The 24,545-nt window shown below is 66.2% G+C and carries 18 protein-coding genes; 4 read left to right on the top strand and 14 right to left on the bottom strand.

Features of this window, described 5'->3' with window-relative positions; all coding sequences use genetic code 11:
• The first annotated feature begins 21 nt into the window (after positions 1-21).
• Both C8C96_RS21390 and C8C96_RS21395 read left to right on the top strand, forming a co-directional pair.
• A complete protein-coding gene (locus tag C8C96_RS21390) occupies positions 22-1,011 on the top strand; it encodes a delta(1)-pyrroline-2-carboxylate reductase family protein (RefSeq protein ID WP_121943570.1) in 990 nt (329 codons plus the stop codon).
• Positions 1,008-2,708 carry a sensor domain-containing diguanylate cyclase gene (locus tag C8C96_RS21395; RefSeq protein WP_121943571.1) on the top strand — a complete coding sequence of 567 codons (1,701 nt, stop codon included), beginning with the start codon at positions 1,008-1,010 and terminating at the stop codon, positions 2,706-2,708. The genes C8C96_RS21390 and C8C96_RS21395 overlap by 4 nt, the downstream gene beginning before the upstream one ends.
• 59 nt (positions 2,709-2,767) lie before the next feature.
• Here C8C96_RS21395 and C8C96_RS21400 read toward each other — a convergent pair whose 3' ends face one another.
• The 12 genes from C8C96_RS21400 to C8C96_RS21455 all read right to left on the bottom strand — a co-directional run bounded on the left by C8C96_RS21400 (position 2,768) and on the right by C8C96_RS21455 (position 16,424).
• A complete protein-coding gene (locus tag C8C96_RS21400) occupies positions 2,768-3,136 on the bottom strand; it encodes a hypothetical protein (protein ID WP_121943572.1) in 369 nt (122 codons plus the stop codon).
• Positions 3,137-3,272: 136 nt separating this feature from the next.
• Positions 3,273-3,845: a dCTP deaminase gene (gene dcd / locus C8C96_RS21405; protein ID WP_015012892.1), complete on the bottom strand. Its 573-nt coding sequence runs from the start codon at positions 3,843-3,845 to the stop codon at positions 3,273-3,275.
• Positions 3,846-3,925: 80 nt separating this feature from the next.
• Complete coding sequence (gene guaD, locus C8C96_RS21410) at positions 3,926-5,224, bottom strand: guanine deaminase (RefSeq protein ID WP_121943573.1); 1,299 nt, start codon at positions 5,222-5,224, stop codon at positions 3,926-3,928.
• Between the two features lie 112 nt (positions 5,225-5,336).
• Positions 5,337-6,437: a BMP family ABC transporter substrate-binding protein gene (locus C8C96_RS21415; protein WP_121943574.1), complete on the bottom strand. Its 1,101-nt coding sequence runs from the start codon at positions 6,435-6,437 to the stop codon at positions 5,337-5,339.
• 180 nt (positions 6,438-6,617) lie between these two features.
• A complete protein-coding gene (locus C8C96_RS21420) occupies positions 6,618-8,192 on the bottom strand; it encodes a methyl-accepting chemotaxis protein (protein WP_056060812.1) in 1,575 nt (524 codons plus the stop codon).
• A 217-nt stretch (positions 8,193-8,409) separates the two neighbouring features.
• Entirely contained in the window at positions 8,410-9,462 is a 1,053-nt protein-coding gene (locus C8C96_RS21425; protein WP_056060809.1) for an adenosine deaminase, read from the bottom strand.
• Complete coding sequence (locus C8C96_RS21430) at positions 9,462-10,445, bottom strand: aromatic ring-hydroxylating dioxygenase subunit alpha (protein WP_121943575.1); 984 nt, start codon at positions 10,443-10,445, stop codon at positions 9,462-9,464. The genes C8C96_RS21425 and C8C96_RS21430 overlap by 1 nt, the downstream gene beginning before the upstream one ends.
• 118 nt (positions 10,446-10,563) lie before the next feature.
• The gene (locus C8C96_RS21435) at positions 10,564-11,730 is read right to left on the bottom strand and encodes a BMP family ABC transporter substrate-binding protein (protein ID WP_056060802.1); all 1,167 of its coding nucleotides are present in this window, start codon (positions 11,728-11,730) and stop codon (positions 10,564-10,566) included.
• 109 nt (positions 11,731-11,839) lie between these two features.
• Positions 11,840-12,760: an ABC transporter permease gene (locus C8C96_RS21440; RefSeq protein ID WP_121943576.1), complete on the bottom strand. Its 921-nt coding sequence runs from the start codon at positions 12,758-12,760 to the stop codon at positions 11,840-11,842.
• On the bottom strand, positions 12,760-13,833 hold the full coding sequence (locus C8C96_RS21445) for an ABC transporter permease (protein ID WP_116749156.1): 1,074 nt from the start codon (positions 13,831-13,833) through the stop codon (positions 12,760-12,762). Before C8C96_RS21445 ends, C8C96_RS21440 begins: the two co-directional genes overlap by 1 nt.
• Complete coding sequence (locus tag C8C96_RS21450) at positions 13,826-15,412, bottom strand: ABC transporter ATP-binding protein (protein ID WP_121943577.1); 1,587 nt, start codon at positions 15,410-15,412, stop codon at positions 13,826-13,828. The genes C8C96_RS21445 and C8C96_RS21450 overlap by 8 nt, the downstream gene beginning before the upstream one ends.
• 79 nt (positions 15,413-15,491) lie before the next feature.
• Positions 15,492-16,424 (bottom strand): LysR family transcriptional regulator, encoded by a 933-nt coding sequence (locus C8C96_RS21455; RefSeq protein WP_121943578.1) that lies wholly within the window; start codon positions 16,422-16,424, stop codon positions 15,492-15,494.
• A 104-nt stretch (positions 16,425-16,528) separates the two neighbouring features.
• Here C8C96_RS21455 and xdhA point away from each other — a divergent pair, with 104 nt between their 5' ends.
• Both xdhA and xdhB read left to right on the top strand, forming a co-directional pair.
• On the top strand, positions 16,529-18,040 hold the full coding sequence (gene xdhA, locus C8C96_RS21460) for a xanthine dehydrogenase small subunit (RefSeq protein WP_121944129.1): 1,512 nt from the start codon (positions 16,529-16,531) through the stop codon (positions 18,038-18,040).
• Positions 18,037-20,385 (top strand): xanthine dehydrogenase molybdopterin binding subunit, encoded by a 2,349-nt coding sequence (gene xdhB, locus C8C96_RS21465; RefSeq protein ID WP_121943579.1) that lies wholly within the window; start codon positions 18,037-18,039, stop codon positions 20,383-20,385. Before xdhA ends, xdhB begins: the two co-directional genes overlap by 4 nt.
• Positions 20,386-21,260: 875 nt before the next feature.
• Here the strand turns inward: xdhB and C8C96_RS21480 are convergent.
• Both C8C96_RS21480 and C8C96_RS21485 read right to left on the bottom strand, forming a co-directional pair.
• A complete protein-coding gene (locus C8C96_RS21480; RefSeq protein ID WP_121943582.1) occupies positions 21,261-23,387 on the bottom strand; it encodes a diguanylate cyclase domain-containing protein in 2,127 nt (708 codons plus the stop codon).
• Positions 23,388-23,776: 389 nt separating this feature from the next.
• Positions 23,777-24,400: a Crp/Fnr family transcriptional regulator gene (locus C8C96_RS21485; protein ID WP_056060781.1), complete on the bottom strand. Its 624-nt coding sequence runs from the start codon at positions 24,398-24,400 to the stop codon at positions 23,777-23,779.
• Positions 24,401-24,545: the final 145 nt, after the last annotated feature.

Here is a 24,545-nt window from a genome sequence, read left to right on the forward strand (position 1 = left end):
CATGCTGTGTACAGTCCGCCTATGCTTTTTGCCCCCTCTTCAGCCCCCTCGGGCGTGCTGGATGCAGCAGCCACCGCTGCGCGGTTGCCCTGGTCAGATCTGGCTGACGAAATAGCGGCCTTGCTGAAGGACTCCACAGTCGTGGTGCCGCAACGCGCCGTGCTGCCGCTGGCGCAAGGCGGCAGCTTGTTTGTGATGCCCGCCACGGATCAATCGGTGGCCATGACCAAGCTCATCACCTTTACCCCGGGCAACGCGGGCACAGGACGCCCGTCGATCCAGGGCGATGTGGTGGTGTTTGACATCGCCACGGGCGAGCGTCGGCTGGTGCTGGACGGGCCCACTGTCACCGCACGGCGTACCGCCGCGGTCTCTCTGCTGGCCGCCCGGCATCTGGCGCAGGTGCCACAGGGCCCTTTGCTCATCGTCGGCGCAGGGGTGCAGGGCCTGGCACATGCCGAGGCATTCATCCACGGCCTGGGCGTGCGCGAGGTGTGGATTGCCTCGCGCAGCAGCGCCAGCGCCCAGGCCCTGGCAGCGCAGGTTCGCGACCTGGGCGTCGACGTGCAGGTGGTGGCCGATGCCGATGCCGCCGTGCCCCACTGCCCGCTGATAGCGACCTGCACCACGGCCAGCGCACTGGTGCTGAGCGCCCCGCCCCGGCCCGACGCATTTTTGGCGGCCGTGGGCGCTTTCACGCCCGCCATGGCAGAGCTGGCCCCTGCCCTTTGCCAGCATGTGGCGCGGCACGGACGCATCGTGGTGGACACCAGCGATGCACTCCATGAGGCAGGTGACCTGCTGCAGGCAGGCCTGGATGTGGCAGCGCTGCCGACGCTGGGTGAGATGGTCCGCAGCCTCGGTGCCACAGCCCCCGAGCGGCGTTCGGGCCCGGTGCTGTTCAAGAGTTGCGGCTGGGCAGGCTGGGACTTGGCAGCAGCCCGGCTGGCCCTGCGCCGCGCCAGCCCGGCACCGGCCGCGACGGCACACTTGGCAGACCCTTCCGCATGATGCTCATCACACGTTTTTCAGACCACAGCCTGCGCATGCAGATCGCGCTGGTGTTTGGCACGCTGGTCGTGACCCTGTCAGTGCTGCTGTCGCTGGGGTTTGGCGAGTTGCTCAAGCACCGCATTCAGCGCGATGCAGGCAGTTCCTTGCAGGTGGTCGCCGAAAACGCAGGCAAGCTTCTGGCCCTGGGCCTCATGCAGCGCAGCCTGGAGGCCGAGGTGATGGCCAGTGCCGAAGTGGTGTGGTCCAAGGGGCTCGACTCTGCCGAGGCCCAGCACATGCTGGCCCGCAGCCAGGCCATGCAGCCCACCAACATCTGGATCGGTGTGGCCGATGCGCAAGGCGTAGTGCGCAATGCCACACGCGGCCTGCTGGTGGGCCAGAGCGTGGCCCAGCGGCCCTGGTTTCAACACGGACTCGAAGGGGTGCATGTGGGCGACGTCCACCCCGCCAAGCTGCTGGAGTCCCTGCTGCCCCCCACCGCCACTGGTGAACCACACCGGTTTGTGGACTTTGCAGCGCCCATTCGCGTCGGCCCCACCACGGTGGGCGTGCTGGGCATCCACGGCAGCTGGCAGTGGACACGCGAGGTACTGGAGAGTCTGACCCCTGCGTCATCCGATGAAAGCGCGCTGGAACTGTTCATCTTTGACCGCGAAGGCCAGTTGATTTTTGCGCCTGGCGGACAGACCGAGGCGATGCGGTCTGCCGGGCAGCGACTGCCCGAGGACATCAGTGTCAACAACAACCGTGATGGCGACCGCACGCAGACCACCGTGGTCCGGTGGAGGGATGGCAAGCGCTACCTGACCGCTGCCACGCAGCTGCAACCGCGCAACGCGGCCAGCGATCTGGGCTGGCGCATCGTGGCACGCCAGCCTGTGGAGCTGGCTTTCGCGGAGGCAGACAACACCGTGCAACTGGCACTGGTGATTGGCCTGACGGCCGCGCTGCTGGCATCGGCCCTGGCCTGGCTGGCCGCCCGGCGCCTGAGCGTGGACCTGTATGCACTGGCCGACGCGGCCAGCGCGGTGGAGGCCGGGCGCCCCGGCAGCGACATTCCGACCATGCAAAGCAGCCGCGAAGTACAACAGCTGTCTCAGTCTCTGGGCCGCATGACGCACCGCCTGCTGGCCGCCCGCGAGGCGATGGAAGAAAAAGTGCGCCTGCGTACGCTGGAGCTGGAGGCCGCGAACCGCGCGCTGGACCTGCAGGCGCGCACCGACGCCCTCACCGGGTTGCTGAACCGGCGCGGCTTCGAGACACAAATGGCCTTTGCGGTGGCGCTGGCGCGGCGCAGCAGCCGTCCGCTGAGCCTGATCACCGTGGACGTGGACCACTTCAAGCGGGTGAACGACACCTACGGGCATGAAGCCGGAGACGAGGTCCTGCGGCGCCTGGCACGCACGCTGGAGTCCCGCCTGCGTGGCTCCGATGTGGTGGCGCGACTGGGGGGAGAAGAGTTCGTGGCGTTGCTGCCCGACACCGACCTGGAGGGCGCCCAGTCCATTGCGCAGGCCCTTGTCACCGCCATGGCAGAGCAACAGAACCCGGTCGTGGGCACCATCACCGTCAGCGCGGGTGTCGCAACCATGCGCAGCGCAGACGACAACGGCGCCGCCATGCTGCGTCGGGGCGATGCAGCGCTCTACGAGGCCAAGGGCCAGGGACGCAACAGGGTCTGCGTGGAGGCGTGAGGGCTGCCCGAGCCCGCATTGGCGCCGTCCCCCGGTGTTGCGGGCCGTGGCTCCGGGCTTTAGGCTTGCAGCACGGGTGCCTCAAAATACGGCTGCAGCTGGGCTGACAGCTCTTGCAGGCCAGCGTCCGGAGCGCCAGCCGCCAACGCCAATCGCTCCAGGGCATAGGGCCGGTGGCCCAGCATCATCGACATGTTCACGCAGTGGCCGTGTGCTGCCATGCGCAGCACAAAGGCATTGAGCAACTCACAGGGCCAGTAGGTGTGGTGTGCCTGGCAGTCGGCGTCGGCGGAATGCGGCGCAGCGTCTGGGCGCCGGGGCGGCGGGATGACAGAAGGCGCAGGGGCTGGAGCGGGATCGGCCAGCGCTGGCGCCAGAACGCGGATGGGCGCAAAGAACAAGGTTGAGGCGGCAGCGGACATCAGCATGGTGAAACTCCATCAGCCTCCATCTCCCGGGAGGCGTGTCACCGATGCTAGAAAACTTACCGATGCTTGCATTTCAGCCAAGGCGCATGGCGCGTGTAGGACACAACCCCTGCCACCGCCGGCCATGTGCGCTTGGTCAGGCCTTGGGCAGTGTCACTCCCACCTGGCCCTGGTACTTGCCGCCCCGGTCTCGGTAGCTGACCTCGCACACGTCGTCCTTGTCGCTCTCGAAGAACAGCACTTGTGCGCAGCCCTCGCCTGCGTAGATGCGCGCTGGCAGCGGCGTGGTGTTGCTGAACTCCAGCGTCACATAGCCTTCCCACTCGGGCTCGAACGGCGTCACGTTGACGATGATGCCGCAGCGCGCATAGGTGCTCTTGCCCAGGCAGATGGTGAGCACATTGCGCGGGATGCGGAAGTATTCGACCGTGCGGGCCAGCGCGAAGCTGTTGGGCGGGATGATGCAGCTGTCACCCTCGAAATCGACAAAGCTCTTTTCATCGAAGTTCTTCGGGTCCACCACCGTGCTGTGGATGTTGGTGAACACCTTGAATTCGGGCGCACAGCGGATGTCGTAGCCGTAGCTGCTGGTGCCGTAGCTGATGATCTTGCGGCCTTCGACCTCGCGAACCTGGCCGGGCTCGAAGGGCTCGATCATTCCGTGCTCGGCCGCCATGCGGCGGATCCATTTGTCGCTCTTGATGCTCATAGCAGAACTCCCTGCGCTGTGGCCCGCTCAGTGGTGGACTGCCGGGCGCTATTAAATACGTAGCTGGTAGCGCATGAATATCAAGCGCTAGAGCCGTATTTTGCTTGAGAAATCACCGTTTGCTGCACCACACGGTCGTCGCCGAGCACGATCAGCGCAAACAAAAGCTCATCGAGGTTGCGCGCCTGGCGGGTCTTGCGCGCCAAAAGCGGCGTGGCCTCGGGGTTCAGCACCACAAAATCGGCCTCGCAGCCCGGCTGCAGATTGCCCACCACACCCGCCAGACCCAGGGCCTTCGCAGCACCGGCGGTGTGTTGCCACCACAGTTGCTGGGGTGACAGACTCAGGCCCTGTTTGGTCTGCCCCTCCCGCCCCACGTAGTACGCGGCCAGCATGGTGTGGAACGGGCTGAAGCTGGTGCCTCCGCCCACGTCGCTGGCCAGGCCATAGCCAAACCCCACGCGGTCGGCACCGGCGTAGTCGAAGAACCCGCTGCCCAGAAAGAGATTGCTGGTGGGGCTGACCGCCGCCACCGCGCCGGTGTCACGCATCAGCGCGCGGTCGTCGTCATCGAAGTGGATGCAGTGCGCATACACCGCACGTTCGCGCATCAGGCCAAAGTCGTCGTACACGCCCAGGTAGCTGCGCGCGGCGGGGAACAGCTCGCGCGCCCAGCGGATCTCGTCGCGGTTCTCGGCCACGTGGGACTGGATCCACACATCGGGGTAGCGCGCAGCCAGCTCGCCCGCGCCGCGCAATTGTTCATGCGTGCTGGTGGGCGCAAAACGCGGGGTGATGGCATACCCCAGGCGGTCCACGCCGTGCCAGCGCTGGATCAGCGCCTCGGTGTCGAGGAGGCTCTGCTCGGTGTCGTCGCGAACGCCATCGGGCGAGTGGCGGTCCTGCAGCACCTTGCCGGTGATGAGGCGCATCCGCTGGCGCTGGGCCTCGGTGAACAGGGCATCCACCGATGCGGGGTGTGAGGTCGAAAACGCCAGGGCTGTGGTCACGCCGTTGCGCAGCAGCTCGGCCACAAAAAATTCGGCCACCTGTGCGCTGTAGCCGGGGTCTACAAATCGGGATTCGTGGGGAAAGGTGTAGTTCTCCAGCCAGGGCAGCAGGCCATCGGCTGGCGAGCCGATCACGTCCGTCTGCGGGAAGTGGATGTGCATGTCCACAAACCCCGGCGCCAGGATGCGCCCCGGCAGATGCACTACAGGCTCCCCGGCAAATTGTGGCGCGAGAGTCTGCCAAGCGCCTGCCGCCAGCACACGCTGGCAGCCCTGAGCGTCAGGGCCAACGGCCAGCAGGCCATCTTCGTCATAGAGGGCGCTGCCGTCGTCGGCAAAACGCAAAAGAGCGGAACGGTAAACAGGCATGGCGCCAAGCTTAGCGGCAGGGGGCGCCGTTTGTATATGCAGCACCCCATAGTGGCTATGGGGTTCGGGGAGCGCCGATCAGTGGAAACGATGGGCGATATGCCCTGCAGGATCAGCGGGACACCTTGCCCACCACGCCTTCCACCAGCCAGTTCATCTGCAATATCTGGGCATCCGGCAGTGCCTGGCCAGCAGCAATGCGCTCCTGCCCTTCGTTGTCGCGCACCGGCACTTTGCCCGCACGGAAGGGCAGGAGCTTGCCCGCGCCCACGGCCTTTTGGGCATTCAGCACCTCCTGCTGGACGGCCGCTGGCACCCGGGTGCCAAAGTCACCGACGCGGATCATGCCCTCGCGCACGCCGCCCCACACATTGGCACTTTTCCAGGTGCCGTTTTGCACGGCGCGCACGCGCTCGGTGTAGTAGCTGCCCCACTGGTGCGTCACGGCCACGATCTGCGCGTCCGGGCCCGTCTTGCGCATGTCCGAGTGATAGGCCACTGCCATCTTGCCGCGCTCTTGCGCAGCCGCCATCACGGCGGTGGAGCCAGTATGGAAAGCAATCACATCCACGTCCTGGTTGAACAGTGCCATGGCGGCATCCCGCTCCTTCGGTGGATCGAACCATACGTTGAGCCACACCACCTTGACAGTGGCCTTGGGGTTGACCGAGCGCATGCCCAGCGTGAAGGCGTTGATGCCCTGCAGCACTTCGGGGATGGGAAACCCGGCCACGAACCCTGCCACGCCAGTCTTGCTCATGCGGCCCGCGGCGATGCCCGCCAGGTAACGCCCCTCGTAGTAGCGCGCATTGGCGGCGGCCACATTGGGTGTGGTCTTGTAGCCGGTGATGGACTCGAACTTCACCTGCGGGTAGTCCTGCGCCACCTTGAGCGTGGGCTCCATGTAGCCAAAGCTGGGGGTGAAGATGATCTGGTGGCCGGTGGCGGCCAGGTCGCGGATCACGCGTTCGGCATCGGCGCCTTCGGCCACGTTCTCGACAAACGTGGTCTTCACCTGGTTGCCCAGCGCGGCCTCGACGGCCTTACGGCCTTCGTCATGCTGGCGCGTCCAGCCTGCCTCGGTGATGGGCGAGACATAGACAAAACCGGCTTTGACGGGCTCGGCGACGCTGCCCTTGGCGGACGTGGTCTGGGAAAAAGCGGGGGAGAAAAAACAGGCGGCCACGAGCGTGGCAGCGAGGTTTTTGTACATGGTGTTCCTCTACATGGCCCTGATGAAATGGACCGGAAGCACCGCAGGACGACGGTGCCACCGGGAAGGTCAGACTGTGCGAAAACTACATGAAGCGATGTTGCAAAGATTGTCGGAAAAAAAGCGCTTTCAAGCACGGGAGGGGCGTTGCGGCAGCGCGCAGAGCCCCGTGAGCAATTTTCAGTTCAGCCGCAGCGCCTGCGGGCCTGCGCCCAGGCGGAAGGCACCGACGACTTCGGCCAGGCGCGAAGCCTGGTCCTTCAGGCTTTCCGCGGCAGCGGTGGACTCTTCCACCAAGGCTGCATTTTGCTGGGTCATCTGGTCCAGCTGGGTCACCGCCACATTCACCTGGCCAATGCCCTGGCTCTGCTCCGAAGCGGCTGCGCTGATCTCTCCAATGATGTCGGTCACGCGGCGCACCGAGCTCACGATCTCGCCCATGGTGGTGCCGGCGTTCTGCACCAGGGCAGCACCCGACTCAACCTTTTCCACCGACACGCCGATCAGCGTCTTGATTTCCTTGGCCGCCTGGGCCGAGCGCTGGGCCAGCGAGCGCACTTCGCTGGCCACCACGGCAAAGCCACGACCCTGCTCGCCCGCACGGGCGGCTTCCACGGCGGCGTTGAGGGCCAGGATGTTGGTCTGGAACGCGATGCCGTCGATGGTGCCGATGATGTCGGCAATCTTCTTGCTGCTGGTGTTGATCTCGTCCATGGTGGTCACCACCTGTGCCACCACATCGCCACCGCGCTGGGCCACCTGCGCCGCCGACACGGCCAATTGGTTGGCCTGCACGGCCGAATCGGCGCTCTGGCGCACGGTGCTGGTCAGCTCTTCCATCGAGCTGGCGGTCTCCTGCAGGCTGCTGGCCGTCTGCTCGGTGCGTGCGCTCAGGTCCTGGTTGCCGATCGCGATCTGGGTGCTGGCGGTGGAGATGCTGTCCACCACGCCCCGCACTTGCTGCAGCGACCGGTGCAGCGCACTGCGCATGGCATCCAGCGCGCGCAGCAGGTGGCCGGTTTCATCGTTGGCATAGCTCGCCTGGGGGGCACCCGTCAGGTCCATGTTGGCGATGGTCTCTGCAATGGCCTCGGCCTTGCGCAGCGGGCGCGTGATGCTGGTGGTCAGCAGCCAGGCCAGCAAGGCGCCTAGCAGCAGCGACACGCCGGTGCAGATCTGCAGCAGCAGCGTGGTCTGGGCACGCAGTTCTTCGCTGCGCTTGCCGGCCGCATCGAGCTCGGCGCGTTGGCCATCCACCATCTGCTGCACACCCGCCAGATAGCTGCGGGAGGTGGGCTCAAACCGCTCGGTGAAAACCTTGTTGGCGTTCTCGGCATCGCCCGCCTGCTTGAACTTGCTCACTTCCTCGCGGGCCGCCAGGTAGTCCTTGCGCAAGTCTCCCACCTTGGCAAAAAGCTGCTTCTTCTCCGCCGTGTCCATCTTGGACTCGATGAATTTCTGCAGCTCGTTGGTATCGCGGATCGACGCGGCCGTGGCGGGCGCAAAGTAGGGGATCAGGCTCGCGTCGCTGCTCTTGGCAATGGCTGCCGCGCGCTGCACGCCCGATGTGGTGTGGCGCAGCCAGTCCGAGCCCGCGCGCTCGGTCTTGATGTTGTCGTTGACCATGGCGTCGATCTCCCTGCCCAGCTGGCTGAGCTTGACCACGGCCACCACGCTGCTGGCAAAAAACAGCGCCAGGATGAGGCCAAGCACCAGGGTCAGGCGCTTGCCAATGGAGATTTGACTGAGAAACATGGAAGGCTCCAAAAAAGGGGGCAACACGGCACCCGTGCACTCCACAGGGGAGCGCAGGGTAAGGGCCATGGTGGTGGATCACCCCTTGGGCCTGGGCCGGACGCAATTCGAACGAATACTTACTATTTTAAGGGTTTACCCAGATCAGGCCCCTGCCGCACTGGCGACAGTCCCTCTGGCGCCATTTCCCAAGCCCACTGCGCGCGCTACCCGAAGCTCAGTAGTCGTGCTCCACGCACCGCTCAAACGCTTCCTTGAGCTTGTGCTCCCACACCCGCTTGTCAGCATTGCCTGCAAAGCTGGCTTCAAAACTGTTGAAAGCCAACTGGTAGGCATGTTTGGCCGTGAGCCCCGTGGCCGCAAACACCTGGGTGAAGTTCTCGTTGATGTAGCCGCCAAAGTAGGCAGGGTCGTCCGAATTCACGGTGGCAGCCAGCCCGGCATCAAGCAGCTTGCCGAGGTTGTGGTCCGCAAGGTTGGGGAAGACGCACAGCTTCTGGTTGGACAGCGGGCACACCGTGAGCGCAATGCGGTCTTGCGCCAGGCGTTGCATCAGCGCGGCATCGTGCACGGCCTGTACGCCATGGTCGATGCGCTCGACCTTGAGCACATCGAGTGCACTCCAGATGTAGGCGGGGGGGCCCTCCTCGCCCGCATGGGCCACCAGGTGCAGGCCCAGCTCGCGGCAGCGGGCGAACACGCGGGCAAACTTCTCGGGCGGGTGCCCCAGTTCGCTGGAGTCCAGACCCACACCCACCATCTTGTCGAGCAGCGGCATGGCCTGCTCCAGCGTTTCGAATGCCGACTCCTCGCTCAGGTGGCGCAGGAAGCACAGGATCAGCGTGGCGCTGATTCCGAGTTCGGCGCGGGCATCCTGGCAGGCACGGTGCAGACCGTTGATGACGGTCTCCATCGCCACGCCACGTGCGGTATGGGTTTGCGGGTCGAAGAAGAGTTCGGTGTGCAGCACGTTGTCGCGCGCCGCACGGCCCAGGTATGCGCGCGCCATGTCGTAAAAATCCTGCTCATGCAGCAGCACACTCGCACCGGCGTAGTAGATGTCCAGAAAACTCTGCAGATTGGTGAATGCGTAGGCGCTGCGCAAGGCGTCCACGCTGGCATAGGGCAGCGTCAGCCCATTGCGCTGCGCCAGCGCAAAGATCAGCTCGGGCTCCAGCGAGCCCTCGATGTGGATATGCAGCTCGGCCTTGGGCATGGCACGCAGCAGGCTGGGAAGGCGCTCGGCGGAGATGGGGGGGATCTTGAACATCAGCAGACTCCAAAGGTGATGCCACTCTGGCGCAGAAAGCGGCGATACGCAGATGATGCCTTGTCGGCAGCGGTATGCAACTCCGCGCGCAGGTCGAGCGGCAGGCACTGTGGCGTCTGCGACTCCAGCACGGGTTGATCCTGCGTGAAGATGGTGTGCTGGAAGGCCTGCAGTTTCTCGTTCGGCGAATCGAAATCCGCCACGGCCAGGCGGAACCACACCCGGCTGCGCACCGGCGTCACCGGACAGATGAACAGCGCAATGGACTCGCGCCAGCCATCGACCGCCGTGGTGCCCGCCTCGGGCACCTTGGTCAGCACGGCTGCATAGGGGGCGGTGACTTCGTAGGTGTATTCGACCTGGGCGGCCGCCGTGGAATGCAGGTTGGATTGCGGTTGCCAGGCCTTGCAGCCCGTGGCCAGGAGGCCCGTGGGCGTGGGCTCCACGCGGTAATCGTCGATGGCCGTTGCCTCACAGCTGCCGAGCCAGCCTTCGTGCACAAAGCCGAAATGCGACATGTCCAGAAAGTTCTCGACGATGCGCGGCGCGCTGGCCGCCACGTCGTAGGGACCGCAGTTGAGCTTGCGCAGGCGAGCATCCCCCTCCGCCGCAAACACGGGCAGTCCCTGCTCGCCTGGTGCGATGCGCACCCACACAAGGCCATAGGCCTCCTGCACCTCGAAATGGCGGGCGCAGTGCGTGGCCGGGGGCACAAAGGTGGGTAGTGCAGGCACGTGCGTGCATTGCCCACCGGCCGCAAACTGCCAGCCATGGTAGGGGCACTCCAACTGGCCCTGGGGCGTCACGCGGCCCAGCGACAAGCGGGCGCCCCGGTGCGGGCACTGGTCGGCCAGCGCGAGCACGGCGCCTTCGCTGTCGCGCCACAACACCACGGGTTGCTCCAGCAATTGCACCGCCAGCGGTGCCTGCCCAGCCACGGCCCCTGACAGGGCCACCGGATGCCACAAAGTTGATTCCACCATCGTCCCTGCTCCTCAAAAGACTGCAGGTCACAAAATGCCCCTGCAAAACAAAAGGGCCACCCCAGGGCGGCCCTTTGTCACAGCAGCTCGCAAGAACTGCTGATGAACGCGGTGCGAATTACTTCTTGTCGCCGCCAGGGATCTTGCCTTCCACGCCCTTGACGTAGAAGTTGATGCCGCCCAGGAACTTGTCGTCAGCCACAGCGTCCTTTTCCAGCACGGGCTTGCCGTCCTGACCCACGATGGGGCCCTTCCAGATGCTGAAGCTGCCGTCGGCCAGGCCCTTCTTCACGGCTTCGACCTTGGCCTTGGTGTCAGCAGGCACGTCTTCGGCGATGGAGACGATGTCGATAGCGCCTTCCTTCACACCCCACCAGCTTTGGCCCGAAGCCCAGGTGCCGTCCAGCACGTCCTTGGTGGCCTTGACGTAGTACGGACCCCAGTTGATCACCGCCGATGCCAGGTGGGCCTTGGGGCCGTAGGCGGTCATGTCGCTGTCCCAGCCGAAGGCGCGCTTGCCCTTTTCCTGGGCGGTCTTGAGCACGGCGGGAGAGTCGGTGTTCTGGAACAGGATGTCGGCGCCACCGTTGATCAGGCTGGTCGCGGCTTCGGTTTCCTTCGGTGGGCTGAACCATTCATTCACCCACACCACCTTGGTCTTGATCTTGGGATTGACCGACTGCGCACCCAGCGTGAAGCTGTTGATGTTGCGGATCACTTCAGGGATCGGCACCGAGCCCACCACGCCCAGCGTGTTGGACTTGGTCATGGCGCCAGCGATGATGCCGGCCATGTACGCGCCTTCGTAGGTGCGGCTGTCATAGGTGCGCAGGTTTTCGGCCGTCTTGTAGCCGGTGGCGTGTTCGAACTTCACACCCTTGTTGTCTTCCGCGACCTTGAGCATGGACTCCATGTAGCCGAAGGTGGTGCCGAAGATCAGCTTGTTGCCCTGGCCGGCCAGATCGCGCAGCACGCGCTCTGCGTCAGCAGACTCGGGCACGCTTTCCACAAAGCTCGTCACGACCTTGTCGCCAAATTCCTTCTCGATGGCCTTGCGACCGTTGTCGTGCGCGAACGACCAGCCGCCGTCGCCCACCGGGCCGACATAGGCAAACGCGATCTTCAGTGGCTCGGGCTTGGGTGCCGGTGCTTCTGCGGCAGGGGCCGGTGCAGGCGCAGGGGCCGGTGCCGGTTCTTCCTTCTTGCCACAGCCCACCAGGGCAGCAGCAGCCACAGCGGAGAGCGCTGCCACCTTGAGCAGGGAGCGTTTCTGCAGATCAGTCATGTCGGTTTCCTTATCGAAGAAGTAGGACTTGCAAAGGTTGGGGGACGAAAACAATGATTATGGTGCGATCTACCGCAGGGTAACCAGATTTTCCGGTGGGCTAGCCCTTTCAGGAGCCCGGATAAAACGGTTTGCCCAGCGAGGCCGGCATGTTGATGCGGATCCACGCCGGATTGCGCGAGATCAGCGCCAGCACCACGATGGTGGCCACATACGGCAGCATGCTCAGCAACTGGCTGGCCACCTGCACGCCCGTGGCCTGCAAATGGAACTGCAGCATGGTCACGCCGCCGAACAGATAAGCACCAAGCAACACCCGTGCCGGGCGCCAGGTGGCGAAGGTGGTGAGCGCCAGCGCGATCCAGCCGCGCCCGGCCACCATGCCCTCGACCCACAGCGGCGTGTAGACGGTGGAGATGTAAGCCCCGGCCAGCCCGCACAGCGCCCCGCCCACCACCACGGCCGCCAGCCGGATGCGCCGCACCGGGTAGCCCAACGCATGGGCTGACTCAGGCGATTCGCCCACCGACCGCAGCACCAGCCCGGCGCGCGAGCGGTACAGAAACCAGATCAACCCCGCCACCAGCAGCATGGTGAGATACACCAGCGGGTGCTGCTGGAACAGCGCTGGCCCGAGGAGCGGCACATCGCCCAGCACCGGGACGGCGTACTTGGGCAGCTCGGGCAGCTTGGCCTGCACATAGCTGATGCCCGCAAACGCGGAGAAGCCCACGCCGAACAGACTGAGCGCCAGCCCCGTGGCGTACTGGTTGGTGTTGAGCCAGATCACCAGCACACCAAAGATGGCGGCCAGCACGGCACCGGCCGCCATGCCTGCCGCAAAGCCCAGCCAGGTGTTGCCCGTGTGCACCACGGTGGCAAAGCCTGCAATGGCGGCGCAGAGCATCATGCCCTCGGCCCCCAGGTTGACGATGCCCGCCTTTTCGTTGATGAGCAGGCCCAGGGCCGCAATGGCCAGCACGGTGCCCGCGCTGAGCGTGGCGCCGATGAGCAGTGCATAAGACTCCATCAGACACCTCCTTTCTTGCTGCCGACCCAGCGGATGCGGTAGGCAATCAGCGTGTCACAGGCCAGCAGCGTGAACAGCAGCAGGCCCTGGAACACGCCGGTGAGCGACTTGGGCAGGCCCAGGCGCGACTGCGCCAGTTCACCACCGATGTAGAACATGCTCATGAGGATGGCGGAGAGGATCATGCCCACCGGGTGCAGCCGTCCGACGAAGGCCACGATGATGGCCGCGAAGCCGTAGCCCGCAGGCACATAGGGGGTGAGCTGGCCGATGGGCCCTGCCACCTCCAACGCACCGGCCAGGCCAGCGGCACCGCCCGAGATCAGCAGCGCCGTCCACAGCGCGCGGCGCGACGAAAAGCCCGCGTAACGCGCCGCTGCCGGTGCCAGCCCGCCCACCTGCTGTGCAAAGCCCGCCCGCGTGCGGAACAGGAACACCCACAAGGCCCCAGCGCCTGCGAGCGCCAGCAGCAACCCGATGGACACGCGCGAGCCCTGCATCAGGCGCGGGATCTGCGTGACCTTCTCGAACGTCTTGGTCTGCGGAAAGTTGTAGCCCATGGGGTCCTTCCACGGGCCATAGACCAGGTAGCCCAGCACCAGCGTGGCCACATAGACCAGCATCAGGCTGACCAGGATTTCGTTGGCATTGAACTTGTCGCGCAGCAGCGCCGTGAGCCCCGCCCAGGCCATGCCACCCAGCACCCCGGCGAGCAGGATGGCGGGCACGATCCAGGGGCCCGTGGTCTTGTCGGCCAGCAGCGCCACGCCACCCGCCACCACGGCGCCGATGACAAACTGGCCTTCGGCACCGATGTTCCACACGTTGGAGCGGAAACACACGGCCAGCCCCAGCGCAATCAGCAACAGGGGCGTGGCCTTGACCATGAGTTCGCCAATGGCGTACTGCGTCTTGATGGGCTCCCAGAAGAACACCTGCAGCCCGCGCACCGGGTCTTTGCCCAGCGCAATGAACAAGGCCACACCGATCAACACGGTAAAGGCCAGCGCCAGCAGGGGCGAACCGTAGGTCCAGAGCTTGGAAGCCTGGGGGCGTGGTTCCAGCTTAAGCATGCTGCACCTCCGCTGCCTTGGCCTGTTGTGCGAGGTGCGCTTGGACATCGGCATGCCACAGCCCGCTCATCCATTCACCGATGCGTTCCACCGTGGCCTCGGCGCGCGGCACCGAAGGCGACAGGTGCCCCTTGGCCACCACATGCAGCCGGTCGCAGATTTCAAACAATTCGTCCAGCTCCTCACTCACCACCAGCACGGCGCAGCCTGCGTCACGCAGGGCCAGGATGGAGCCCCGGATCTGTGCGGCGGCACCCACGTCCACGCCCCAGGTGGGCTGCGAGACGATGAGCAGCTTGGGGTTGGCGTCAATCTCGCGCCCCACGATGAACTTCTGCAGGTTGCCACCCGACAGCGACTTGGCCGCTGCGTTGGGTCCACCCGCCTTCACATTGAAGCGCCGGATAATGTCCTCGGCATGTTTCTGCAGCGCGCCCACCTTGATCCAGCCGCTGCCGCCGACCGAATTGGTGCGGGTGAGCAGCAGGTTGTGCGCCAGCCCCATGGTGGGCACGGCGCCCCGGCCCAGGCGCTCTTCGGGCACAAAATGCAGGCCCAGTGCACGGCGCTGGCCGGGACCCATGCGGCCCGCGTTCTGGCCGGACACCTGGATGCAGGCCGCGTCAGCCCGCTGGTCTTCGCCCGACAGCGCATAGAGCAATTCTTTTTGCCCGTTGCCCGACACCCCGGCAATGCCCACCACCTCGCCCGCCTTGACCTCGAACTGCAGGTCGATCAAATCCACCCCGAACTGGTCGGCGCGCGGCAGCGACAGGCCCTGCACGCGCAGCACCGTGGCGCCAGTCTGCACGGCACGGTGTTCCAGCGCCGGCGGCTCGGCGCCGATCATCAGCCGCGACAGCGATGCATTGGATTCCTCGGCCGGGTTGCACACGCCCGTCACCTTGCCGCCACGCAGCACGGTGCAGGCAGTGCACAGCGCGCGGATTTCGTGCAGCTTGTGGCTGATGTAGAGGATGCTGCAACCCTCGCTGGCCAGCTTGCGCAGCACCACAAAAAGCTTTTCGACCGCCTGGGGCGTGAGCACCGAAGTGGGCTCGTCCAGGATCAGCACCTTGGGGTTGGTGAGCAGCGCGCGGATGATTTCCACCCGCTGCATTTCGCCCACGCTCAACGTGTGCACGGGGCGCAGGGGGTCGATGTCAAGGCCGTATTCGGCGGCCTTGGCGGTGATGCGGCCGGTCACTTCGGCCAGCGTCAGGCTCTTGTCCAGGCCCAGCCACACGTTCTCGGCCACCGTGAGGGTGTCGAACAGGCTGAAATGCTGGAACACCATGGCGATGCCCAGGGCCCGCGCTTCTTGCGGGTTGCGCACCTGCACGGCCTGGCCGTTGAAGAACACGCTGCCTTCATCGGGCTTGACCGAGCCGTAGATGATTTTCATCAGCGTGGACTTGCCCGCGCCGTTTTCGCCCAGCACGGCGTGGATTTCACCCGGCAGCACCGTGAGCGACACGCCGCTGTTGGCCACCACGGCCGGGTAGCGCTTGGTGATGCCCACCAGCTGCAGCCGTGGCGGCGCCGCACCAGGCGCTGAAGGATTGGGGGGAGAACTCATGCGGGGATTGTCTCTCAGTTTTACAACTTGTTATAAGAATGAAAATACCTCATGGCGCTTGTTCAGCATGCTCAAGCAGCTATTCTTTTCGTAGCGAAGCAGCCACGGTTTTCACGCAATCTCGCAGCCAGGCGGCCGCCGCCGAGTGGTGCGTGCGGGCGTGCCACAGCTGGTAGTACATGAGCCGAGGAAACGGCACCGGGCACGGCAATATAGCCAGCGGAAGTTGCTCCACATACCGCTCGCAGTACTGGCGGCCGGTGGTCAGCACAAGCAAGCTCGATGCCACGATGCTGGGGATGAGGCTGAAATGTGCGCAGCGCGCCGTGATGTGGCGCTGCATGCCCAGGCTGTCCAGGTGGGCGTCGATCACGCCGCGCGCGCCGGGGTGGGTGGGCGTGGGCGCGATGTGTTCGGCGGCCAGCCAGCTTTCCACGTCCCAGCCGCGCCGCACGGCGGGGTGGTCTTTGCCGACCAGGCACACCACCTCGTCACCAAACAGGCGGCCCATGTGCAGGTCGTCCGGCGGCTGGGGCCAGTTGCCAATCACCACATCCACCTCGCCCTGCGCGAGATGGGCGTGGTAGTGCGTGTCGGCCGACAGGGGCAGGATTTCGATGGGGCACAAGGGCGCTTCGACCTTGATGCGGGCCACGAGCTGGGGTAGAAAAAGGGGGTCGAGGTAATCGCTGGCGGCCACGCGGAAGGTGCGGGTGGCCGTGCGCGGGTCAAACCCACGCGCATCCGAAAACAGGGCCTCCGCCGCCCGCAGGATGGCCCCGGCGGGCTCCACCATGCGCAGCGCGGCGTCGGTGGGCATCATGCTGGCGCCGGAGCGCACCAGCAGAGGGTCGCCCGACAGGTCGCGCAGCCTTTTGAGCGCAGCCGACACCGCCGGCTGGTGCATGCCCAGGCGGACGGCGGCCCTCGATACGCTGCGTTCTGTGAGCACGGTGTGCAAGACCCTTATGAGATGGAGGTCTATCTTGTCGAAAAGGGCGTGGTCTCTCATAGCGGTGGGGGCATGGGTGCCATAAGCTTGCGCATATGCCGGTAACGGTACTGCGTTCTACCCTCTGCTGAACCTTTCCATCAAAGATCGAAGTGGCGTTTGTCATGACAACAAGACCCTTGCAATTCCTGCGCCGAGGCCAGCCCGTGGCGCTGGGCAATGTACCACCCGACCGCACCCTCCTGGAGGTGCTGCGCGAAGACCTGGGCAACACCGGCACCAAGGAAGGCTGTGGCGAAGGCGACTGCGGCGCCTGCACCGTGGTGCTGGGTGAAGAACGCGACGGCCAGCTGCACTACAGCGCCGTGAACAGCTGTATCCGCCTGGCCCGTTCGGTGGATGGCATGGCGCTGTGGACGGTGGAAGACCTGGCGGAAGATCCGCTGATCCAGCCCGTGGGCGACACAGCACCCGCTGCACAACAAACCATCACGCTCCATCCAGCACAGGAGGCGATGGTCCAGTGCCACGGCTCGCAGTGCGGCTTCTGCACGCCGGGCTTCGTGATGAGCCTCTTCGGCATGTACCAGAACCATGTCTGCCACGGCCAACCCATCACCCGCGAACTGGCCCAGGAAGAACTCTCGGGCAACCTGTGCCGCTGCACCGGCTACCGCCCCATCCTCGATGCCGCCCAGCAGATGGCGTCACTGCCCGGCATGGCGGTCAATGAATCCGAAGTGCTACAAAAACTGAAGCTGCTGAGGCATGATGCACTGGCGCATGCGGCCGATTCGGCCTATATCGCACCCTCCACACTCCCGGAGCTGCTCGCAGCCCGCGCCGCCCACCCGGGCGCCCAGGTGGTGGCGGGCTGTACCGATGTGGGGCTGTGGGTGACCAAGCAGCACAAGCAGTACACCCAGGTGCTGGACGTGACCCGCGCGGCCGAGTTGCGGCAGGTGGCACAGCACGCCGACGCCATCCACATCGGCGCTGCCGTCACGCTGACCGACGCGTTTGCAGCCCTCACCGCACAGTGGCCGCAGCTGCACCGTTTTGCCACGCGGTTTGCGGGGCTGCCCGTGCGCAACTCGGGCACGCTGGGCGGCAATGTGGCCAACGGCTCGCCGATTGGCGACTCCATGCCCCTCTTGATCGCGCTGCGCGCCCAGGTGGTGCTGGCCAGCCAGGCCCGGGGCGAGCGCCAGCTGCCGCTCGAAGACCTGTACACCGGCTACCGGCAAAACGTGATGGCGCCGGATGAGCTGCTGGTGCGCATCGTGGTACCCCGCCCTTCTGCTCAAGAACAGCTGCGGGCGTACAAGATCTCCAAGCGGTTTGACGACGATATCTCAGCCGTCTGCCTGGTGCTCAACCTCGACATCGCGGGCGGCACCGTGCAACGCGCCAGCATTGGCGCGGGCGGCGTGGCTGCCACCCCGGCCCGTGCGCGGCAGACTGAAGCGGCTCTGACCGGCCAGCCCTGGACCGAAGCCACCGCGCTGCGCGCCGCTGCGGTGCTGCAGGCCGAGTTCAGCCCCATCTCCGACATGCGCGCCAGCGGCGCCTACCGCCGCGAGGTGCTGGGCAGCCTGCTGCAGCGCTACTGGCTGGAGAGCCAGGGCCGACCTTCGGTCAGCCTGGACACCTTGACGCTGGAGGCCGCCGTATGAACGCCCCCCACACCATCGCAGAGACCACCCTGCCCGCGCCCACCCACGCCGCCATGGGCCAGTCGCACATCCACGAGAGCGCCCGCGCCCAGGTGGCCGGCGCTGCGCACTACATCGACGACCTGCCGGAGGTGAAGGGCACGCTGTACGCAGCGCCCATCCTCTCGACCGTGGCCCACGGCACCCTGAACAGTGTGGATGCCACCGCTGCACTGGCCCTACCCGGCGTGCGCGGCGTAGTGCTGGCCAGTGATGTGCCCGGCGACAAGATCCTGGCCGCGTTCGGGCACGACGAGCCCGTGTTTGCGCTGGACAGCGTGCAGTTCGTCGGCCAGGTGATCGGCCTGGTGGTGGCCGACTCGGTCATGCAGGCGCGCCGCGCGGTGCGCGCCGTGAAGCTCGACATCACCCCTCTGCCCGCCGTGCTGACGGTGCAGGACGCGCTCAAAGCGCAAAGCTATGTGCTGCCGCCGGTGTTTGTGCGCCGGGGCGATGCAGCCACGGGACTCGCGCAATCGGCGCACCGCATGCAGGGAGCGTTTGAAGTCGGCGGCCAGGAACATTTCTACCTGGAGGGCCAGATCGCCTACGCCATGCCGTTGGAGCAGAAGCAGTGGTGGATCTACTCCAGCACCCAGCACCCCGGCGAGGTGCAGCACTGGGTGGCGCACGCGCTGGGCATCGACAACCATGCGGTCAAGGTGGAATGCCGCCGCATGGGCGGTGGCTTTGGCGGCAAGGAGACCCAGGCCGGGCACCTGGCTGTGTGGGCCGCCGTGGCCGCCAACAAGCTGGGCCGCCCCATCAAGCTGCGGCTGGACCGGGACGAGGACTTCATGGTCACCGGCAAGCGCCACCCGTTTGCGTACGAATACGACGTGGGCTTTGACGACACGGGCCGCATCACGGGCCTGAAGCTCCAGATGGCCGCCAACTGCGGCTTCAGCGCCGACCTGTCGGGCCCCGTGGCCGACCGCGCGGTGTTCCATGCCGACAACGCGTACTACCTGAGCGATGTCGAGATCGCGTCGTATCGCTGCAAGACGAACACGCAAAGCCACACCGCCTTCCGCGGCTTTGGCGGCCCGCAGGGCGTGATCGTGATCGAGGCCATCCTGGGCGACATTGCCCGCGCGCTGGGCCGCGATGCGCAGGACGTGCGCCTGGCCAACCTGTATGGCAAGGACGCAAGCAGCGGCCGCCACGTCACCCACTACCAGATGGCGGTGGAAGACAACATCCTGCACGAGCTGCTGCCCACGCTGGAGCAGACCTCGCACTACCGCCAGCGCCAGGCCGAGATTGCGGACTGGAACGCGCACAACACCGTCATCAGGCGCGGCCTGGCCATCACGCCCGTCAAGTTCGGCATCAGCTTCACGGCGACGCTGTTCAACCAGGCGGGCGCGCTGGTGCACGTGTACACCGATGGCAGCGTGCAGGTGAACCATGGCGGCACCGAAATGGGCCAGGGCCTGCACACCAAGGTGGCGCAGATCGTGGCCGACGAGCTGGGCGTGCCCCTGCACCGCGTGCTGGTCACGGCCAGCGACACCAGCAAGGTGCCCAACGCCAGCGCCACGGCGGCCAGCAGCGGCACCGACCTGAACGGCCGCGCCGCCCAGTACGCTGCGCGCAACGTGCGCGACAACCTGGCCTCGTTCGTGTGCGGGCTGGACGGCTGCGGCGCAGGCGCGATCCGGTTTGCGGGCGGCCAGGTGATCTCGCCCAAGACGGTGCGCAGTTTTGAAGAGGTGGTGCAGGCCGCCTATGCCAACCGCATCCAGCTGTGGAGCGACGGCTTTTACCGCACGCCCAAGATCCACTACGACAAGACTACCCTCACCGGTCGCCCGTTCTACTACTTTGCCTACGGCGCCGCCTGCACGGAGGTGGCCATCGACACCCTGACCGGCGAGAGCCGCGTGCTGAAGGTGGACATCCTTCACGATGTGGGCCACAGCATCAACCCGGCCATCGACATCGGCCAGATCGAGGGCGGGTTTGTGCAGGGCATGGGCTGGCTGACGACCGAGCAGCTGGTATGGAACGACAAGGGCACCCTCGCCACCCACGCGCCCAGCACCTACAAGATTCCCGCCACGGGCGACATCCCGGCGCACTTCAACGTCCACCTGTGGCCCGAGGCGAATCGGGAAGACAACGTGGGTGGTAGCAAGGCGGTGGGGGAGCCACCGTTCATGCTGGCGATCAGTGTGTATGAGGCGCTGCGCAATGCGGTGGCAGCAGGGCGTAGCGGCGTGGATGCTGCGGCGCCAGTGGTGTTGACGGCGCCGGCGACTGCGGAGAATGTGCTCAGGGCGTTGGGACGGTTGGGAGAGTGATGTTTTGGGCTGCTGGCGCTAGTGGGATATGCGCTGGCAGCTATCGTTTTGTATCAACGTCGTTATTCGGAGGTTGGTGTGCCGGTGTGACTGCATGCCTGGGTTGAGGGCGGAGGCCGGGAGTCGCCCGGCAGGCGAGTCCCTTTCTTTCGCGTCGCCGAAAGAAAGGAACCAAAGAAAGGGCGACCCCACTGTCTGCGTCCCCTGCGCTTCGCTACGGGGCAACCTGCGGTGCTCGGGTTTGGCGGGGTCTCGCTCAACTCGCGCCGCTGCGCGTCGCTCAGACACACGCGAGCCCTGATCCGCCAAACCCTGCGCTCCTCGGCGCATCCACAGGGGCACGGGGGACAGAACATCCACACGGGCCATTGCTTCGCTCGGCCCAGGCTGCGCAGCGCGTGGCGCTTGCGCCCGCGAGGTGGGGCCGAGCGCAGCAATGGCCCGTTCGGCTGTTCGGCTGTTCGGCTGTTCGGCTGTTCGGCTGCTTGGCTGTTTGGCTCCCCACCCCTGCTGGCTGCGCCTGCGGCGGGGCGGTTGCGGGGTGGCATGGGCGTCGGAGCGCCCATGCCTCGTCAACTGACTCGCCGTGGATGTCTGAGCGGCGCGCGCAGCGCAAAGCGAGTTCCACGGCGCACCCCGCAACCGCCCCACCGCAGGTTTGCCCCGTAGCGCAGCGCAGGGGTCGCAGACTGGGGGTCGCCTTTCTTTTGGGTACTTTTCTTTGGCGAAGCAAAGAAAAGTACCTCGCCCGCCGGGGCGACTCCCGGCCTCCGACCTCAACAAAGGCACGCCACCCAATCAGCGCACAAGAACCAACACTACAAAATCAATAGCTACCACCGCATATACCACTGGCGCATCCAGCCCAAAAGCCCTCAAACAGGCCCCAAAGCCATCCGCCCCGAAGAAGTCACCGACGCATCCCTCGCATGCCGCGTCTCCACCCGGTTGCGCCCCGCCCGCTTCGCGTCATAACAAGCCATGTCCGCCGCATACAACACCGACGGCACATCCTGCAAGCTGGCGTCCAGCACCACCAGCCCGATGCTCACCCCCAGCGTAAAACTGCGCCCCTGGTACGACGGCTCCCACGCACGCACTGCCGCACGCAACTGCTCGGCCACGGCCTGCCCGCGTGCCAGTGCACAGCCGGGCAACACCACCGCAAACTCGTCCCCCCCCAGGCGCGCCGCCCAGCCGATCTGGCGCACATGGGACGCCAACAGCCGGGCCACGTGGCGCAGCACATCGTCGCCCGCGTCGTGGCCCGCAATGTCGTTGACCACGGTGAAATGGTCCAGGTCGAGGAACAGCACCACCCCATCGCCCTGGGTCTCACCGCCCTCCTCATCGGCGGCGGGTGCCACAGGGCGCTGACGGGCAGAGCGCTCCGCCATCAGCTGACCCAGGCGCTCGTCAAACGCGGCGCGGTTGTACAGCTGCGTCAGCGCGTCGTGCGCGCGGCCCCAGGACTGCTGCACCTGGGCCTCGCGCGCGGCGGTGATGTCTTCCAGAATCCACACGGTGCCACCGTGCACCTCCTCGGGGCGCACGCCCTGACCCTGCACGCGAGCCCACACGGGGGTGCCGTCCTTGCGCAAAAAGCAGACATCGCCGTCGAACGCGCCATGCGCCGCCACCTCGGCGCGCACACGATCGCCCACCTGGGCATAGTCGGCGTCGCTGGCGTACAGGATGCGCGCGGGGCGGCCCTGCAGCTCCTGCGCGCTGTAGCCCAGCATCACGCAGGCCTGGTGGCTCACCACCTCCAGCATGCCGTGGCGGGTGATGACGATGCCCACCGGGGCGCTGTCCAGCACGGCCTGGAACTGGCCGACCACCGTGTCCTTGCGCGACTGCTGCAGGCTGCCCTGCTGCACCAGGCCCTGGAACACCCGCACCAGTTCGCCCACCTCGCCGCCCGCACGGGGCCAATGCACGTCTTGCGCAGGCTGCTGGCGCGCGCTGGTCCTGAGCAACTGGCGCGCCTTGAAGGTCAGCTGCGCCAGCGGCTGGGCCATCCAGCCCATCAGCGCCACCGCCAGCAGCATGCACAGCACCATGCTGGCCACCGCCAGCCACCAGGCTTCGCGCTGGGCGCCGCGCAGCGGTGCCAGCAGCGCCTGCGACTGGCTCACGCGCGCCACGATCCACTGCGGCAGAGGCATGCCCGCCATGCTCACGATGTGGTCGGACTGCACATGGGTCATGCCCCGCCCCACCACCGGCTGGGCCTGGCTTTGCCAGCGCGTGTACACCGGGGCCAGGCCCACTTCGTCACGCACCTGGCCCAGCACGCGGGTGGGGTCGGAGTGCGACAGGATGGTGCCGTCGCGGGTGAAGACGATGAGCTGCGAGTCATCGCGCGCAGGCAGCGTCATCGACGGTGGCAGCAGGCTTTGGGATTGCAGGCGCAACGCCCCTGCCACCACGCCCACCACCGTGCCGTCTTCGCGGTGCAGCGGCATGGTGAACATGACCCGCGCCTCGCCCCTGCGGCCGGCGATCAGCTCGGACACCAGGGGCTTGCCATCCACCAGGGTGCGGCGCAGGGCATCGCGTTCGGTGGGGTCCAGGTCTGCAGCCTTTTCGATCTGACCGGCGCGCAAATTCAGGCGCAGTTCGCCGTTGTCGCGGGCGACCTGCATGGTGTCGAAGAATTGCACCGCAGGCAGGCCCTGCTGCAGCAGCCATTCCAGCGACGAGGGTGACTCCAGCATCGCCGGTGTGATGCCTGCGGCCACGGTGCGCAGCACCTTCTGGCTTTGTTCGATCTTGCTGGCCAGCAGCCGGGCCACCACCTCGACCTCGTCGGTCTGCTGGCTCACCACCCGGCGCATGGCCTCCTGCCCGGAGGCCCGAGTCACCAGCCAGGCGGCCACCGCCCCCGACAGCGCCACCGCCAGCGCCGCCACCAGCATCAGCCGCAGCACCAGGGCGCCGGGCACCAGCCAGCCCGGATCAAGGTCCGGGGCTGCCTTGGGGCCGGGCGGCGGCGTCATGGACGCTTCCCCCCTGCAGGCTGATGGGCACGCTCAAAGTTCGGCATGGGGACGGGTCATGGCAGACATGTCCCAACAAATATACGCAGGGCCTGTGCCCGGGGGCTTGGGTGGAACCCTTGGGTAAAGCCAAGGAAAAACCCTGAGCCCGTCGGGGTGCGGGAAAGGTACGGGAAGGGTGTGTGGAGGGATGAAAGCGGACTGCGGCAAGGGCCCCGCAGCGCGGTACCACCTCCCACGGCCAAGCAGAACGTGCCACCACCCAAGGCGCATCGCCCCGGGGTGCAGGCTTGTCAGCAAATGCAACGCAATGGCAGTCCGTGGCTGCCGGCAGGCGCAACCTGACAGCCGCCGCAGGGCGTCAAGAGCGCGGTGTCAAGAACGCTGTGTCAGCAGCCCGCCATCGACTGCAATGCCCGTGGCTGGGGCAGCGCCAGCACATTGCCGGTGCCGTGGATCAGGCCCAGCTCGCGCAGGTGGCGCAGCACGCGCGAGAAGGTTTCGGGCGCAATGCCCAGCTGCGCCGCAATCAGGCGTTTGCGTTGGTGCAGGGTGACCTGCATGGCGCCGCTGTGGTCGGGCTGGGCGTGGTTCAGCAGCCACTGCGCGCAGCGCGATTCGGCGTCCTGTGCCAGGCGGCTCACGGCCAGCTCGGACTGCTGCCGGTAGCCCTGCGCCATGTCCAGCAGCAGCCCGCGCGCGCCCGCAGGCATGGCGGCCAGGCTGCGGCGAAACTCTTCGATGGGGATGCGCCGCACATGCACGCGCGTGTCGGCCACCATGTCCACCGGTAGCGGCAGGCCCATCAGGGCCGACGCGGCGTCGAGCCAGAACGGCCCCTCGACGGCACCGAGCTGGTGGCGCAGGAAACCGTCGTCCAGCACACCGCGCAGCACACGGCCGTTTTCGAGGTGCAGCACCGTCGTCAGCACCTCATTGCGCCTGCGCAGCACTTCGCCGGGGGCGATCACCTCGGTGTCAGCGGGCAGAGAAAAAAGGGTAGATGGCAGCATGGAAGCCACTGTGCCGTGCGGCTGCGCCCGTGGCATTGAGCCACATCAAAGCCGCACCATGTCGCCCGCCCCGCGCGCCCCAGGTTTGCGCCAAAACACACGAAAACTGCGCCAGCAACGTGCATGGGTGCGCCCTGACCCGGCC

This window comes from Acidovorax sp. 100 (assembly GCF_003688355.1).
Classification (GTDB): domain Bacteria; phylum Pseudomonadota; class Gammaproteobacteria; order Burkholderiales; family Burkholderiaceae_C; genus Acidovorax; species Acidovorax delafieldii.

Excerpts from the sequence above, each read along its gene's own strand:
- C8C96_RS21390 (WP_121943570.1), top strand. The coding sequence starts at position 22 with ATGCTTTTTGCCCCCTCTTCAGCCCCCTCGGGCGTGCTGGATGCAGCA.
- C8C96_RS21395 (WP_121943571.1), top strand. The coding sequence starts at position 1,008 with ATGATGCTCATCACACGTTTTTCAGACCACAGCCTGCGCATGCAGATC.
- C8C96_RS21400 (WP_121943572.1), bottom strand. The coding sequence starts at position 3,136 with ATGCTGATGTCCGCTGCCGCCTCAACCTTGTTCTTTGCGCCCATCCGC.
- dcd (WP_015012892.1), bottom strand. The coding sequence starts at position 3,845 with ATGAGCATCAAGAGCGACAAATGGATCCGCCGCATGGCGGCCGAGCAC.
- guaD (WP_121943573.1), bottom strand. The coding sequence starts at position 5,224 with ATGCCTGTTTACCGTTCCGCTCTTTTGCGTTTTGCCGACGACGGCAGC.
- C8C96_RS21415 (WP_121943574.1), bottom strand. The coding sequence starts at position 6,437 with ATGTACAAAAACCTCGCTGCCACGCTCGTGGCCGCCTGTTTTTTCTCC.
- C8C96_RS21420 (WP_056060812.1), bottom strand. The coding sequence starts at position 8,192 with ATGTTTCTCAGTCAAATCTCCATTGGCAAGCGCCTGACCCTGGTGCTT.
- C8C96_RS21425 (WP_056060809.1), bottom strand. The coding sequence starts at position 9,462 with ATGTTCAAGATCCCCCCCATCTCCGCCGAGCGCCTTCCCAGCCTGCTG.
- C8C96_RS21430 (WP_121943575.1), bottom strand. The coding sequence starts at position 10,445 with ATGGTGGAATCAACTTTGTGGCATCCGGTGGCCCTGTCAGGGGCCGTG.
- C8C96_RS21435 (WP_056060802.1), bottom strand. The coding sequence starts at position 11,730 with ATGACTGATCTGCAGAAACGCTCCCTGCTCAAGGTGGCAGCGCTCTCC.
- C8C96_RS21440 (WP_121943576.1), bottom strand. The coding sequence starts at position 12,760 with ATGGAGTCTTATGCACTGCTCATCGGCGCCACGCTCAGCGCGGGCACC.
- C8C96_RS21445 (WP_116749156.1), bottom strand. The coding sequence starts at position 13,833 with ATGCTTAAGCTGGAACCACGCCCCCAGGCTTCCAAGCTCTGGACCTAC.
- C8C96_RS21450 (WP_121943577.1), bottom strand. The coding sequence starts at position 15,412 with ATGAGTTCTCCCCCCAATCCTTCAGCGCCTGGTGCGGCGCCGCCACGG.
- C8C96_RS21455 (WP_121943578.1), bottom strand. The coding sequence starts at position 16,424 with ATGAGAGACCACGCCCTTTTCGACAAGATAGACCTCCATCTCATAAGG.
- xdhA (WP_121944129.1), top strand. The coding sequence starts at position 16,529 with ATGACAACAAGACCCTTGCAATTCCTGCGCCGAGGCCAGCCCGTGGCG.
- xdhB (WP_121943579.1), top strand. The coding sequence starts at position 18,037 with ATGAACGCCCCCCACACCATCGCAGAGACCACCCTGCCCGCGCCCACC.
- C8C96_RS21480 (WP_121943582.1), bottom strand. The coding sequence starts at position 23,387 with ATGACGCCGCCGCCCGGCCCCAAGGCAGCCCCGGACCTTGATCCGGGC.
- C8C96_RS21485 (WP_056060781.1), bottom strand. The coding sequence starts at position 24,400 with ATGCTGCCATCTACCCTTTTTTCTCTGCCCGCTGACACCGAGGTGATC.